The organism is Pseudomonas sp. Irchel s3h14 (assembly GCF_900187425.1).
Lineage (GTDB): Bacteria > Pseudomonadota > Gammaproteobacteria > Pseudomonadales > Pseudomonadaceae > Aquipseudomonas.
On sequence record NZ_FYDJ01000001.1, the window covers coordinates 701,005 to 715,597 of the forward strand.

The 14,593-nt window shown below is 59.5% G+C and carries 12 protein-coding genes; 1 reads left to right on the forward strand and 11 read right to left on the reverse strand.

The annotated features are described in order from the left end of the window. Positions 1–153: 153 nt before the first annotated feature. The 10 genes from CKW16_RS03360 to CKW16_RS03405 all read right to left on the reverse strand — a co-directional run bounded on the left by CKW16_RS03360 (position 154) and on the right by CKW16_RS03405 (position 11,111). A complete protein-coding gene (locus tag CKW16_RS03360; protein WP_095127197.1) occupies positions 154–1,980 on the reverse strand; it encodes a S9 family peptidase in 1,827 nt (608 codons plus the stop codon). Then, a complete protein-coding gene (pqqE, locus tag CKW16_RS03365) occupies positions 1,946–3,100 on the reverse strand; it encodes a pyrroloquinoline quinone biosynthesis protein PqqE (RefSeq protein WP_176471511.1) in 1,155 nt (384 codons plus the stop codon). Before pqqE ends, CKW16_RS03360 begins: the two co-directional genes overlap by 35 nt. Continuing rightward, positions 3,093–3,368 carry a pyrroloquinoline quinone biosynthesis peptide chaperone PqqD gene (gene pqqD / locus CKW16_RS03370; protein ID WP_095127199.1) on the reverse strand — a complete coding sequence of 92 codons (276 nt, stop codon included), beginning with the start codon at positions 3,366–3,368 and terminating at the stop codon, positions 3,093–3,095. Before pqqD ends, pqqE begins: the two co-directional genes overlap by 8 nt. Continuing rightward, on the reverse strand, positions 3,365–4,117 hold the full coding sequence (gene pqqC, locus CKW16_RS03375) for a pyrroloquinoline-quinone synthase PqqC (protein ID WP_095127200.1): 753 nt from the start codon (positions 4,115–4,117) through the stop codon (positions 3,365–3,367). Before pqqC ends, pqqD begins: the two co-directional genes overlap by 4 nt. Positions 4,118–4,240: 123 nt before the next feature. Beyond that, positions 4,241–5,152: a pyrroloquinoline quinone biosynthesis protein PqqB gene (gene pqqB, locus CKW16_RS03380; RefSeq protein ID WP_095127201.1), complete on the reverse strand. Its 912-nt coding sequence runs from the start codon at positions 5,150–5,152 to the stop codon at positions 4,241–4,243. A 75-nt stretch (positions 5,153–5,227) separates the two neighbouring features. After that, positions 5,228–5,302, reverse strand: a complete 75-nt coding sequence (gene pqqA, locus CKW16_RS03385; RefSeq protein WP_009045898.1) for a pyrroloquinoline quinone precursor peptide PqqA — start codon at positions 5,300–5,302, stop codon at positions 5,228–5,230. A gap of 155 nt (positions 5,303–5,457) precedes the next feature. Further along, complete coding sequence (gene pqqF, locus CKW16_RS03390; protein ID WP_095127202.1) at positions 5,458–7,890, reverse strand: pyrroloquinoline quinone biosynthesis protein PqqF; 2,433 nt, start codon at positions 7,888–7,890, stop codon at positions 5,458–5,460. Positions 7,891–7,938: 48 nt separating this feature from the next. Next, positions 7,939–8,733 carry a carbon-nitrogen hydrolase family protein gene (locus CKW16_RS03395; protein ID WP_095127203.1) on the reverse strand — a complete coding sequence of 265 codons (795 nt, stop codon included), beginning with the start codon at positions 8,731–8,733 and terminating at the stop codon, positions 7,939–7,941. A gap of 12 nt (positions 8,734–8,745) precedes the next feature. After that, a complete protein-coding gene (locus CKW16_RS03400) occupies positions 8,746–10,428 on the reverse strand; it encodes an NAD(P)/FAD-dependent oxidoreductase (protein WP_095127204.1) in 1,683 nt (560 codons plus the stop codon). A gap of 221 nt (positions 10,429–10,649) precedes the next feature. After that, positions 10,650–11,111, reverse strand: coding sequence for an Lrp/AsnC family transcriptional regulator (locus CKW16_RS03405; protein ID WP_007980298.1), 462 nt, complete (start codon positions 11,109–11,111; stop codon positions 10,650–10,652). A 176-nt stretch (positions 11,112–11,287) separates the two neighbouring features. Between CKW16_RS03405 and CKW16_RS03410 the strand changes: the two genes are divergently transcribed. Continuing rightward, entirely contained in the window at positions 11,288–13,642 is a 2,355-nt protein-coding gene (locus tag CKW16_RS03410; RefSeq protein WP_095127260.1) for a glucose/quinate/shikimate family membrane-bound PQQ-dependent dehydrogenase, read from the forward strand. A 62-nt stretch (positions 13,643–13,704) separates the two neighbouring features. On the opposite strand, the gene CKW16_RS03415 is transcribed toward CKW16_RS03410, so the two are convergent. Further along, entirely contained in the window at positions 13,705–14,436 is a 732-nt protein-coding gene (locus CKW16_RS03415; RefSeq protein ID WP_095127205.1) for a hypothetical protein, read from the reverse strand. Positions 14,437–14,593 lie beyond the last annotated feature (157 nt).

Genomic DNA, 14,593 nt, shown 5'->3' on the forward strand with positions numbered 1-14,593 from the left:
TCATCGGCGTCAGGTAGATCGCTTTCGCGAGCAAGCCCGCTCCCACATTCGACCGTATTCCCCTGGGAGGACTCGGTCAGTGTGGGAGTGGCGGTGCGACGATTCGACTTGCTCGCGAAAGGGGCACCGCAATTTCCGCACTCAGCGCGACCTTCAGTCCGCCAACGCCATCACCCTTCGATAAAACAACCATTCCTGTTCCAGCGCATGGGCCTGATTGCCGGCCTTGCGAAAGCCATGGCGTTCGTCGGCGTAGTAATGCGCTTCAACCAGAATGCCGTTGTCCCGTAGCGCCGTGACCATGTCGCGGGTCTGTTGCGGCACCACCACGGCGTCCAGTTCACCCTGAAAGAAAATCACCGGCACACGGATGTTGCCCGCGTGCAGCAACGGCGTTCGAGCGGCGTAGCGTTCGGCATCCTGCACCGGGTCGCCGATCAGCCAATCCAGATAATCGCCTTCGAACTTGTGGGTCGTCCGACCCAGCGCCACAGGATCACTGACGCCATACAGGCTGGCGCCGGCGCGGAAGACTGTGTGAAAGGCCAGCGCGCACAGTGTGGTGTAGCCGCCAGCACTGCCGCCGCGAATAAACGCCTTGTTGCCGTCGATCAGTCCGCGATCGGCGAGATGAGCGACGACGGCGCAGGCGTCCTCCACGTCCACTTCGCCCCAGCTCAAATGCAGCGCTTGTCGATAAGCCCGGCCATAGCCACTGCTGCCGCGGTAATTGAGGTCGGCCACGGCGAAGCCGCGTTGCGCCCAATACTGGATGCGCGGATCGAGCATGGGGTAGCAGGCCGAAGTCGGGCCACCGTGGATAAACACCACCAGAGGCGGTTTCGCATCACCGGTCATCGCTGGATAGAAGAAGCCGTGTGCCTCGCCCGAACCGCTTGGGTAGCGCAGGGTTTGCGGAACGCTGATCTGCTCGGCAGGCAACGGTGCAATACCGCCAGCCAGTGTTTTGACCTGCCGGGTATGGCGGTCGATGGCAATGACTGCCGATGAGCTGACTGGCGAAGCGGCGATGCAGTAAATGAACTGCTCATCCAGTGCGAGAGAGCGGAAGCGGCTGTAATCGCCAGTGAAATCTTCACCGGCGTCACCACAAAGACCCAGTCTGCCAAATCCGTCTTCGGTCCAGCTCGCCAGATAGCGGTCTTCGCTCAGCGGCAACCAGGTGCAGCCACCCAACTGCCACGGCGCTGGTCCATGATCAGCGGCGGCACTCGGCAGCGGGCTCAAACCGTCTGCCGATTCCACCCAAGGCTGCCAGTAGCCGCCGCGATCAGTCAGGCAAAACAGACGGCCGCTGGTATCGAATCTCGGTTGTTGCAGCGATTCCTCGGCGTCTCCGCCAGCCACGCAACGCGGTGGAGCAAAACGGCCGTCGTTCTGGCGTTCGGTAACCATCAGGCGAGTCGCGGTCCATGGCTGATCCGGGCGGCTCCACTCGATCCACGCCAGTCGTTGCGCGTCGGGACTCAACGTCGGCGCGGCGTAGAAGTCGGCGCCTTCGGCCAGCAGATGACGTACTCCATCAGCCACATCTATAGCGACCAGACGATGCCGATCGCGGTTTTCTTCAACCGCCAATACCTGCCCGTTAGCGAACTGCAGATCGCCGTATCGGCATTCGCCTGAGCTCAGTAACTCAGGTGTCTCGCCGGCCAGCGACTGCCGATACAGCTGTTGGTCCGCCTCGTTGACGAACACTATCCCGTCATCGGTCAGACAGAACGCGCCGCCGCCGTATTCGTACACGCGACTGCGCACACTGAAGCCCGCTGACGTCAGGCAATGCGCCTGGCTGTCACGCCAATGCCAGATTCGGCAGGCGGCGTCCTCGGGGCGGTACTCGTTCCAGAACAAGCCATGTGGGCCGACCTGCAACTCGGCGAAGTCGATGCCGGCCGCAACAGCCTTGGCAGCGCTGAAGGGTTCAGCTTTTAGCGATGAGTCGTGAATTTCGTTCATTGCGAAAGGCCAGTTGTTCGATGGTCTGGGTCGCGTGCTCGGCTTCTTCGCGGGCCTTGAGGATCACGCCGTGATGTTCGGACTTGCTGCACACCGGGTCGGCGTTGCTCGCGTCACCCGTGAGCATGAACGCCTGGCAGCGACAGCCGCCGAAGTCTTTTTCTTTCTCGTCGCAGGAACGGCACGGCTCGGGCATCCAGTCGTAACCGCGAAAGCGGTTGAAGCCGAACGAGTCATACCAGATGTGCTGCATGCTGTGGTCGCGCACGTTGGGAAACTGCACCGGCATCTGTCGGGCACCGTGACACGGCAGGGCGGTTCCGTCCGGTGTGACTGTCAGAAAAATACTGCCCCAGCCATTCATGCAGGCTTTCGGGCGCTCTTCGTAATAGTCGGGGGTGACGAAAATCAGCTTGCACGGATGCCCTTCGGCTTCGAGCTTGGCGCGGTATTCGTTGGTGATGCGTTCGGCTCGGACCAGTTGTTCCTTGGTCGGCAACAGACCGACCCGATTGAGCTGCGCCCAACCGTAGAACTGGCACGTGGCGAGTTCCACAAAGTCCGCCTCAAGGGCGATGCACAGCTCGATGATCCGGTCGATCTTGTCGATGTTGTGCCGATGGGTCACGAAGTTCAGCACCATCGGATAGCCGTGGGCTTTCACCGCGCGGGCCATTTCCAGCTTCTGGGCGAAGGCTTTTTTCGAGCCGGCCAACAAGTTGTTCACTTGCTCGTCGCTGGCCTGGAAGCTGATCTGAATGTGGTCCAGGCCGGCCTTCTTGAAGTCGCTGATTTTCTGCTCGGTCAGGCCGATACCGGAGGTGATCAGGTTGGTGTAGAAACCCAGCTTGCGCGCCTCGGTGATCAGCTCGGCGAGGTCCTGGCGCACCAGCGGTTCACCGCCGGAAAAGCCCAATTGCGCCGCGCCCATCTCCCGCGCTTCGCGGAACACCTTGATCCACTGCTCAGTACTGAGTTCTTTGCCTTGCTCGGCGAAGTCCAGCGGATTAGAGCAGTACGGGCATTGCAGCGGGCAGCGATAAGTCAACTCGGCCAGCAGCCACAGTGGCAGGCCGATTTCCGGTTTGGGCGGTAACTTGTCTGACGCGCAATCAGGCAAGTTCGATCCAGTGCTGAGCACGGGCGACCTCCATGAATTGCTCGATGTCGTCACCGAGCTCGGGCACGCCAGGGAACTGTGCGTCCAGTTCGGCGATGATCGTCGCGACGTCACGCTCGCCGTCGATCAAACCGCCGATCAGTGCGGCGCTTTCGTTGAGTTTGATCATGCCTTCCGGGTAGAGCAGCACATGACCTTTCTGCGCCGGTTCGTACTGGAAGCGGTAGCCGGGACGCCAGGTCGGGGTCTTGCTGCGATCAAAACTCATAAGGTGATTCCTTTATGCCAGACCCGTTGCTCGGTCACGCTGTGATACGGCGGGCGTTTCAGTTCGTAGGCCATGCTCATGGCATCGAGCATGCTCCAAAGAATGTCCAGTTTGAACTGGAGAATTTCCAGCATGCGCTCTTGACCGGCCCGCGTCGTGTAGTGCTGCAAAGTGATTGCCAAGCCGTGTTCCACGTCGCGGCGTGCCTGACCCAGACGCGTGCGGAAATACTCGTAACCAGCCGGATCGATCCACGGGTAATGCTGCGGCCAACTGTCCAGCCGCGACTGGTGGATCTGCGGCGCAAACAGTTCGGTCAGCGAGCTGCTGGCGGCTTCCTGCCAACTGGCACGGCGGGCGAAGTTGACGTAGGCATCGACGGCAAAACGTACACCGGGCAATACCAATTCCTGCGAGCGTAGCTGATCCGGGTCGAGGCCGACCGCTTGCCCAAGACGCAGCCAGGCTTCGATGCCGCCGTCTTCGCCGGGGGCGCCGTCATGGTCGAGCAAACGCTGAATCCACTCACGACGAATCTCGCGGTCCGGGCAGTTGGCGAGGATCGCGGCGTCCTTGAGTGGGATGTTCACCTGATAGTAGAAACGGTTGGCCACCCAGCCCTGGATCTGTTCGCGCGTTGCCCTGCCTTCATACATCGCCACGTGGTATGGGTGATGGATGTGGTAGTAGGCGCCTTTGGCCCTTAACGCCGCTTCGAACTCGGCGGGGGACATTGCTGTGTCAGTCATTTCGGTTCTCCGGGTACGACCGGTGGATTCTTTGGTGCCTGGTCGGACGCCTTCGCGGGCAAGCCTCGCTCCTACAGGGCACGCTCTTGTAGGAGCTGAGCTTGCTCGCGATGGGGCCATCCGCTACAGCACAATACTCATGCCGTCATACGCCACTTCAACATCACGCCGAGCCAGTTCTGCACGCTCTGGCGAATCCTCATCGAGAATCGGGTTGGTGTTGTTGATGTGGATAAGTACTTTGCGCTGGTTGGGCAGCTGTTCCAGCACTTCCAGCATGCCGCCGGGGCCGTTCTGCGCCAGGTGGCCCATTTCACGACCGGTGCGGGTGCCGACGCCACGGCGCTGCATTTCGTCGTCATCCCACATCGTGCCGTCCACCAGCAGACAATCGCTGCCCGCCATGATCTCCAGCAGCGGTGCGTCGACCTTGCCCAGGCCCGGTGCGTAGAACAGTTTGCCGCCGGTGTTGAGGTCTTCAACGATCAGGCCGATGTTGTCGCCGGGGTGCGGGTCGAAACGGTGCGGCGAGTACGGCGGTGCGGCGCTGCGCAACGGCAGAGGGGTGAAACGAAGACTCGGGCAGCCCGGGATGATGAAGCTGCGGTCAAGCTCGATCTGGTTCCAGGTCAGCCCGCCGTTCCAGTGGGTCAGCATGGTGAACAGCGGGAAACCGGTGCTCAGGTCTTCGTGGACCATGTCGGTGCACCAGACCTGGTGCGGGCAACCTTCGCGCAGGCTGAGCAGACCGGTGGTGTGGTCGATCTGGCTGTCCATCAGGATGATCGCGTTGATGCCGGTATCGCGCAGGGCGCGGCCCGGTTGCATCGGGGCGAAGCTCTGGAGCTGGGCGCGGATATCCGGCGATGCGTTGCACAACACCCAGTTCACGCCGTTATCGGAAATCGCGATAGACGACTGAGTCCGCGCCTTGGCGTTCAGGCTGCCATCGCGAAAGCCGGCGCAGTTCACGCAGTTGCAGTTCCACTGGGGGAAACCACCGCCGGCGGCGGAACCTAGAATCTGGACAAACATGGCCGCTCCATCATTCGAAAACTGAAAATAAAAACGCCTCGGCGAGCCGAGGCGTTGCACTGCGCTACAAAAAGATTAGCGGCTTGCGAAGTACATGGTGACTTCAAAGCCGATACGCAGGTCGGTGTAAGCAGGTTTGGACCAGGACATAGAAGCGCTCCTTCAGGTGATGGGACAGTTGAGATCTATACATATAGTCCACCTCCAGCCGGAGATGTTCAGATAGTTAGGTGGCTATGTTACTCAAAATTACAGGGCGATTGGCCGGGAATCTTTGAGAAAGCTAATTGCAGCACCGGTAATGATCATTTTGCCGCTTGCCAAGGCGATGCCGGGCAAGGTCCGCTGGCCAGACAGCGCCAACCGCCTTCGGCCTGATTCAGTCGTTGTACGGCGGCCAGTAACGTTTCACGGTCGATCGTCAGAATCGTCTGAGGTAGAAGCTCCAGATAATCCGACGAGCGGCCGGCCAGTTTGCCCTGCCAAAGCAGTTCGGCGGCCTGCGCATTGGGCAGCGCCGCGCTATCGAATTGATCGGCCAGTGCCTGGCGCTGGCCGATGAAAGTCTCGTGATCGATATCGTCGATCATCCCGGCCAATCCACGCAGGAAGTGTTCGATGTGTTCCAGCAGATCCAGAGGGGCGACGCTGGGTGATTGCACGCCGAACAACAATCCTGTCTGCCCATGGATCTGCCGCAGGGCGCTGAACACCGCATAGCCGAGCTGCAGTTCTACCCGCAGGCGTTGGTAAAACGGCGTCTGGCAGAGGTGAGCAAGCAAGCGCCAGGCGGCTTCGTCAGCGATGTCTGCGGTTGCGGTCGGGCAGAAGAGCAACAAGGCGTGTTCGCTGGACCCGGTATCGACCGCGCTCCACAGATGCTGCGCGTTTATCGGGGAGGGCGGCGTCAGTTGATTGTCCGCAGTGCCGGGCACACGACTCAAGGCAAGGCCCATCGCCGCTTGTGTCTGGGCGGACAGGCCGGTCGCCAGACCATCCCAGCGTGCGCTCGACCAAAGCTGGATCAAATCGTCCGAGTCAGCGGTGCGCTCAAGGCAGTGATCGGGCAGCGCTTTAAGCAACTGTCGAATGGGCATCAACGCAGCGCTCGGCGGCTCTTCTTGCGAGAAACTGGCATCAGGTTTTGTCAGTTCTTTCAGCGTATGTTCGAGGACGGTCGGCATCGGCTCCTGTAGCCCGGTCATTTTCAGCAGCCATTCATTGCCTGATGCGCGGAAGGAAAAATCGACACCTGCCTGACGAGCGTCTTCACGCAACGGCTGAAGGCGGTTTTCCAGGCTCATTTGAACGTTGCTGCGAGGCGCCGAGTCCAGACGCCAGCGCAGGTAAACGGTACCTTCGGCACTGTTATCGGGCAACGCCTGACTGAACTGCATGGGCGAACGTTCACGACGACCGCGTGAGCGATCCTGGGCAAAGGTCCGCAAGCCTCGGTGTTTGCTGGTCTGGCCGCGGATCAGTCCGGCACTCGGGGCCGGAGCTTCTGCGCGTAAAAACGGATTAGGTGTTGGCAGTTGCCATTGGCCTGTGAAGTTATCCACAGCGCCGATTTGTTTCAGGACGTCCTTGAGGGCTGCAACGCCCGATTCGGATAACCCTGTTTCACGCTGTTCACTGTCGAGTCGGGCCAGTTGCAGGGCGCCACTGACTTGTTGCTGACGTTGCAGCAGGGCGGCGTATTCTTTGCGCAACCCGGTCCAGGGTTGCTGTGAGGCAAAGAATCCAAGCCAATCCAGTAGCTGTTCGCGGATCCCGTTGGGCTTCGCGTTGGCAGGCAACGTGAGCTCGATGTGCAACAAAGCCTGGCCGGCGAACTGATACAACGGCGCAGCTTTGAGGCTGTCAGTCAGCCCGCACTCATGCAATTGCGCCAGCAGGCCACCGGGTTTCGCCGCGTTCAGCCAATGACACAGGAACGCCAGCGCCTCGGGCGATGAATCGGACAATGCGTCGAAGGCAAACAGCAGATCCAGTCGACGCTCTCCAGCCTGTTGATAACTTTTGTCCGAAGAGTCCGTCAGCGATGTAGGCGTTTGTTGCGGGACCTTTTCCCCTACGGGAATAGCAGCGCTAAAGCGCTGAGCCATCGCCCTCAACTCATCGAGACTCTGCGGCCCAGCCAAGCACAAGGTCATTTGCCCGGTCTGATAAAACCGCTGATAGAAACCCTGCAAGGCTTGCTGGAACTCAGGTTGCGGCACCGGCAGGCTGTAGCGGTTGCCAGCATGAAACGCTCGGAGTGGATGCGCCGCTGAAACACCGTCGAACAGCGCGAATTGCTGTTGAGAGGTCGTATCCCGCGACCAGGCGACAAATTCTGCGTGCAGCACTTCCCGTTCCCGCCGCTGATCGTCCGGATTCATACGTGGATGAGCGAGCATGTCCGACAGGCGCTCCAGTCCCCCGGTAAACGCTTGAGGCGGTAACTCGAAAAAGTAGTCAGTGGTGCGTTCGCTGGTCCGCGCATTCACCTGACCGCCATGACCCTGGACGTAGGCCATCAGTGCTTGGCTCGCAGGAAAACGCTCTGTACCGAGAAACAGCAGGTGTTCGAGAAAGTGCGCCAGCCCGGGCCAGGCCAGCGGCACGTCATGGCTGCCCGCCGCGACGCGCAACGCCGCAGCACTGCGCTTCAAATCGGGAACATGACGCAGCGTCACCCGCAGACCGTTGGCCAGGGTTTCAGTGTGAAGGTGGGGGTGATTCAGCGCAGGCATGAGCACTTCCAGAACAGAGAAGCGCTAATGCTAGCGGATAACGGTAGATCAGCGCTTGTTAAGCTCGCTGTAAAGCTCGGGGCGGCGATCGAGGAAGTAGCGATTGGCGGCGCGGGAATCGACCATCAACTGACGATCCAGCTCGCCGACAATCAGCGCTTCATCAAGGCCCGCCTGGGCGATGCGATTGCCATCCGGCGCGGCGATGCTGCTCTGACCGCAATACTGGATCTCGCCTTCGTTGCCGCAATAGTTGGCGTAAGCCACATAGCACTGGTTTTCGAAAGCCCGGGCGCGGACGGTGACGTCGGCAATGAAGTCGTAAGGAATCATGTTCGCCGTCGGCACCAGAATCAGCTCGGCGCCGGCCAGGGCCAGGCGTCGGGCGTTTTCCGGGAACTCCAGGTCGTAGCAAATCAGGAAGCCGAGCTTCCAGCCATTGAGTTCAACCAACGGAAATTCATTCGGTCCGGCGCTGAACATCGAGTGATCGAGGTCGCCGAACAGGTGAGTCTTGCGGTAGTTGCACAACCGCTCGCCATTGGCGTCGATCAACTGCACGGCGTTGTAAATCTGACCGTCTTCGGTGCGCTCGGGGTAGCCATACAAAATGGCGATCCCGGCCGTCTTGGCGATGCGCGCGATCTGCTGCGCCGACTCACCGTTGTACACCTCCGCCAGCACGCTGACCGCGTCGAGGCCGATGTTGTAGCCGGTCAAAAACATCTCCGGCAGCACCAGCAAATCCGCGCCCTTGGCTTCCAGCGCCAATTGATGCAGACGTTGCAGGTTACCGGCGACATCCAGGGGCAGCGGTGGACATTGGTAAAGGGCTACGCGCATTTCGGATTCCTTTTACTCGGGCAGGGCGATCGGGCCGATCTCGTTGAACACATCTCCTGGACCCGGGTTCTCGGCGTGAGTTTCACCGCCGAAGTGTTTCATGATGCCCCACACCGCATTGAGCGAGGTCTGCACCGCGCCTTCGACCCACGCAGGCGTCCACGAAACATCGTCACCGGCGATGAAAATGCCGCGCTGCTCGGCCGGCATGTCGGTCTGCATGAAGTGCGCGTACATGCGCTGGTTGTAGCGATAGTGACCGGGCAGCGCGCCCTTGAAAGCACCGAGGAAATGCGGGTCGGCTTCCCAGGACACGGTGATCGGATCGCCAATGATCCGCGCCGCGATATCGACTTTCGGATAGATCTTCTTCAACGCATCCAGCGCCAGTTTCACGCGTTTTTCCACGGGTTGCGGGAGCATTTTCAGCGCGTCGCTCATCCACGAGTACGACAGGCAAATCACGCCCGGCTTGTCGTCGCCATTGTCGAACAGGTAGGTGCCACGGGTCAGGCGATCGGTGAGGGTCATGCTCATCAGGTCGCGGCCGGTTTCCGGATCCTTGTCCTTCCAGAATGGCCGGTCGACCATCACGAAGGTTTTCGACGATTGCATGTAGCGCGTACGGTCGAGGGCCATCCACATCTTTTGCGAGAAAAGGCTTTCGTCGCATTCGATCTGGGTGGTCAGCAGCCAGCTCTGGCACGTGGTCAGCACCGCTGCGTATTCGCGGGTGTCGCCCCAGTTATCGGTGACGGCAAAGCGCCCGTCCGCCGCGTGGGCAATTTTTTTCACGCCGGTACGCGGTGCGCCGTTGTGCAGCGAGCTGAGGCTGGTGCCTTCTGGCCAGTGCATGCAACGTTCCGGCACATGACGCCAGATCCCCAACGGTACTTGTTCCACGCCGCCGACCACCAAGTGCTGGTGATCGTCGCAGTTGGTCATGACCACACGGAAGATTTCCAGCATCGAGTTCGGGAAGTCCGAGTCCCAGCCGCCGGTACCGAAACCGACCTGACCAAACACTTCGCGGTGATGGAACGAGAGCTTGGCGAAAGCTTTGGAGGTGGCAACGAAGTCGTAGAACGTGCGGTCGTCCCACAGCGGGACGAGGGTGTTCCACAGCTCTTTGAGGCGCGGTACGTCGCGGTCGCGGATCGCTTGCTGGATATCCGAGAACTGCGAACCGGCTTCCAGCGCATCGGCCCAGGCGTCGGCGACTTCCTGGAACAGTGCAGGAAGATCCGCCAGTTTCTGTGCGTAATGAGTCTGACCTTCGAGGTCGATCACCGTGCTGCCCGAGGCAGGTGTCAGCGGGTTCGGGAAAGGTTTGGTTTCGAGGCCGAGCTTGTCGACGTAGTGATAAAACGCGGTGGACGACACCGGGAAACGCATGCCGCCGAGCTCGGCGATGATGCCTTCAGCGCCGTTGAATGCCTGGGAACGCAGACGGCCGCCCATTTTCGAGGCTTCGTAGACGACGGGTTTCAGGCCCAGTTTCATTAATTCGTACGCGGCCACCAGACCTGCGATGCCAGCACCGACAATCGCGACCTCAGCGCCATGGTTGTGCGCAGGGATGCTGCCCAGACCGGCCGGGTGCTCGATCCAGTCGTCGAAGGCGAAGGGAAAGTCCGGACCGAAAATGGTGACTGGTTTTTTACCGTCTGCAGGATGGCGATTGTTCTTGTTCATGGCTGACCTTGCTGGCGACCGGACGCGGCATGTGCGTCTGAGTATAGGAAAAGATGGCAGCCATTCTAGAGAGCGTAGAACACGTTAATAAGACGCAATGTGTCGTCGTTTTGCTAAATATTTGATCAGAATGACGATGGATTGCTACACATCGTCAATGTGGGAGCCGAGCTTGCTCGCGATGAGACCCTCCCAGACACCAAAGAGCTATCGGCAAAAACTCAAACCGGTTGCCCCCGATCAATCTTGCTACTCAAGATGATCGACGTAGTCGTCTTCTCCACCCCATCCACACTGCCGATCTGATCCAGCAACTGATCCAGCTGCTCAGGTGAATCGGTGCGCAACCACGCCACGTAATCAAATTCGCCACTGACCGCGCACAACTGCTGCACCTGAGCCATCGCGCTGAGACGTCGCAACACTTCCTTGCCCGAGCGTGGTTGTACCGTGATCCCGACGTACGCCTGCAAGCCGCCATCCACGACACGTTGACCCAAGCGCACGCCATAACCGGTGATCACCTTGGCCTTTTCCAGCCGCGCCAGCCGCGAAGTAACGGTGGTGCGGGCGATGCCCAGTTGGCGGGCGAGCATGGCTACGCTCTCGCGGGCATTGATCTGCAGGGCTGCAATCAATTGACGATCGATTTCGTCAAGAACGGGCGGGCGGGTGTCAGGCAAAGGTCGTCTCCAGCGGCGTAGATCAATGGGTTGGCATGTTACAGGCACATCTCGCACAGCGGATGTTTGATCTAGCCTTCAGTACCGTTCAGTCGATTTTTACCTGCGACAATTTGCCATAAGTAACTAGGTGGTACATTATTCCGCGCTTGTCACAAATGGGGAAAATTACCGACATGAATAATTCTGGGGCTGCCGGCGGCGGCAAATGGTTGCTGTTGGGGCTGGGTGTCCTGATTGCATTGATCGGGCTCGGCCTGGCCGGTGGCGGCGGCTATCTGGTCTCGCTCGGCGGTAGTTGGTATTTCCTGCTGATGGGCCTGGCGATGCTGGTTTCCGGGTTGATGATCGCCCGTCGTAAGCCGCAGGGGGCGTTGTTGTATGGCTTGGCGTTGATCCTTACTGCGATCTGGGCGGTGTGGGACACCGGTTTTGAATACTGGCCGTTGGTCTCTCGGGTGCTGACGTTTGCCGTAATCGGTCTGGTTGTCGCGCTGGTCTATCCGACGTTGGTGCGTGCTTCGGGTGCGACCGCAGGCCGTGGCGCTTACGGCCTGGCCGGCATTCTGGGCGTTGGTGTTGTTGCAACGCTCGCCTACATGTTCGTGCCGACCCACGTGGTCAAGGCCAGCAGTGAACCTGCGGTGACACCGGTCGCACCGGGCACCGAACAGAAAGACTGGGCCCATTGGGGCAATACCACTGCTGGCAACCGCTTTGCCGCGCTGGATCAGATCAACAAGGGCAATATCGACAAATTGCAGGTGGCCTGGACCTTCCGCACCGGCGACATCCCGCAAAGTACTGGTGCTGGGGCTGAAGACCAGAACACGCCGCTGCAAATCGGTGACACGGTCTACACCTGCACCGCCTACGGCAAAGTCTTCGCCCTGGATGCCGACACCGGCGCCCAGCGCTGGAAGTTTGACCCACAAGGCACCGCGCCAAACTGGCAGCGTTGCCGGGGTCTGGGTTACTCCGAAACTCCCGCGTCTTCGGACAATCAGCCAACGGCCTGTACGAAACGTCTGTTTCTGCCGACCGGCGATGCGCGTCTGATCGCGATCAATGCTGAAACCGGCAAACCCTGCGAAGAGTTCGGCAACAAAGGCACCGTCGATCTGACAACCGATATGGGCGAAGTAAAGCCCGGCTACTACCAACAAACCTCGACCCCATTGGTCGCAGGTGACGTGGTAATCGTCGGTGGTCGCGTGGCCGATAACTATTCCACCGGAGAACCGCCAGGCGTAGTCCGTGCGTACGACGTGCGTAGTGGTGAACTGGTGTGGGCGTGGGATCCGGGCAATCCGAACACCACCAAACGTCCGCCGGCCGGTGAGACCTATACCCGTGGCACACCGAACGTCTGGTCGGCCATGTCCTACGACGCCAAACTCGGTCTGGTTTACCTGCCAACCGGCAACGCCACCCCGGACTTCTTCGGCGGTCAACGTACGGAGTTCGACGACAAGTGGAACTCGTCCATCGTCGCCATCGACGTGAGGACCGGTCAGGTGCGCTGGCATTTCCAGACCACTCATCACGACTTGTGGGACTTCGACCTGCCTGCACAACCGCTGCTGTACGACGTCCCTGACGAGAAGGGCGCAATGCAGCCGGCCTTGGCGCAAGTCACCAAGCAGGGCGAGATCTTCCTGCTCAACCGTGAAACCGGTGTGCCGATCGCACGCGTCGAAGAGCGCCCGGTGCCTCAGGGCAATGTGCCCGGCGAACGCTACTCGCCGACTCAGCCGTTCTCGGTGGACATGCCGTCAATCGGCAACAAGACACTGACCGAGTCCGACATGTGGGGCGCGACACCGTTCGACCAATTGATGTGCCGCATCCAGTTCAAAGGCATGCGCCACGAAGGCGTCTACACCCCGCCGGGCATGGACCGTGCGTTGCAATTCCCGGGCTCATTGGGCGGTATGAACTGGGGCAGCGTCTCGGTTGATCCGAACACGAATTACATGTTCGTCAACGACATGCGCCTGGGCCTGGCCAACTACATGATCCCGCGCAACAAGATCGCCGCCGGGGCCAGTGGTATCGAAATGGGCGTCGTACCACAGGAAGGCACGCCGTTCGGTGCGATGCGCGAACGCTTCCTCTCCGCGGCCGGCATTCCGTGCCAGAAACCACCGTTCGGCACCATGTCCGCCATCGACCTCAAGACCCACAAACTGATGTGGCAAGTCCCGGTCGGCACCGTGCAAGACACCGGTCCGCTGGGCATTCGCATGCACCTGCCGATCCCGATCGGCATGCCGACCCTCGGTGCTTCCCTGGCCACCCAGTCGGGCCTGCTGTTCTTCGCCGGCACCCAGGATTTCTATCTGCGTGCTTTCGATACGGGTAACGGTAATGAAATCTGGAAGGCTCGTTTGCCTGTGGGTAGCCAGTCGGGTCCGATGACCTACGTTTCACCGAAAACCGGCAAGCAGTACATCCTGCTCACCGTTGGCGGTGCGCGTCAGTCGACGGATCGTGGTGACTACGTGATTGCGTATGCCTTGCCGAAGTAAAGGCTGAATCGCAGGAACGAGAAAGCCGCGCAATTGCGCGGCTTTTTCGTACCTGCGAATTGTTATCGCCGTAAAGCGTTGTCGATGAGTTCGATCTGAAAGCGATACCGCGCATTTACATGTTTGAGAAGCATTGCTCCGATTGAAATCCCAAGCACCAGAGCGATCACCATCAGCAAAGCAGTATTTCCCAGATTGCCAGCCACCGGGCCAGCCATCAGGGTCTTGTTTAGCCATGGGAGGCCACCAAACTCCTTAGTGCAAACGTAAGCCGTACCGAGAAGTGCAAGGCCTGCGGCTTTTTCTCCAAAGAAATAGGCGACTCGAGCTTCCGCGCGATTTATTTTGAGTTCGAGCCAATACTTTGCGTTAGCCAATGCTTTTTCAGGGTGGTTTTTCAGGGCTTCGACGAAGTCGCTCTCGTGCGTAATGTCCGCCAGCATGTTTCTCAAACTGATGGTTTTCCATCGGGCTAGTGTCCAGGCTGATGCGACGATGGGGGTCAGCAGGGACGCCAATGTAGAGAGAGTGGATAACAGGATTAGAACGAGTACAACGTTTTTCATCGTATCCGGTAACAGTGATTGAGATGTGTGCCAATAGGCCAGCAGCGCTGCGATTCCAATCCCTACTGCACCTCCTAGAAGAGACCAATTAGCGAAGCGTTCTGCACGCAGCTCTATCCCTGTGCGTCGTGAGGCTGCCTTTCGAGGTTCGCATTTACTTAAGTACTCAAGAACCTTGATGGTTTCATCGAGATTGTTATCCGGCGGGTCCTTTTCCATGCTGCTCATTTGTTGCTCCTTTTTGTGTGACGTACAAGTTTTCGCAGTAAGAGAACACTATTAAAAAAACGCGCCTAAAAACTCTAAGCATAAAAAACCCGCTCAATTTGTGCTTGGTCGCTTGCGCAACCCTAGGCATGGCGGGTGTGTTGACAGCGAGACTATT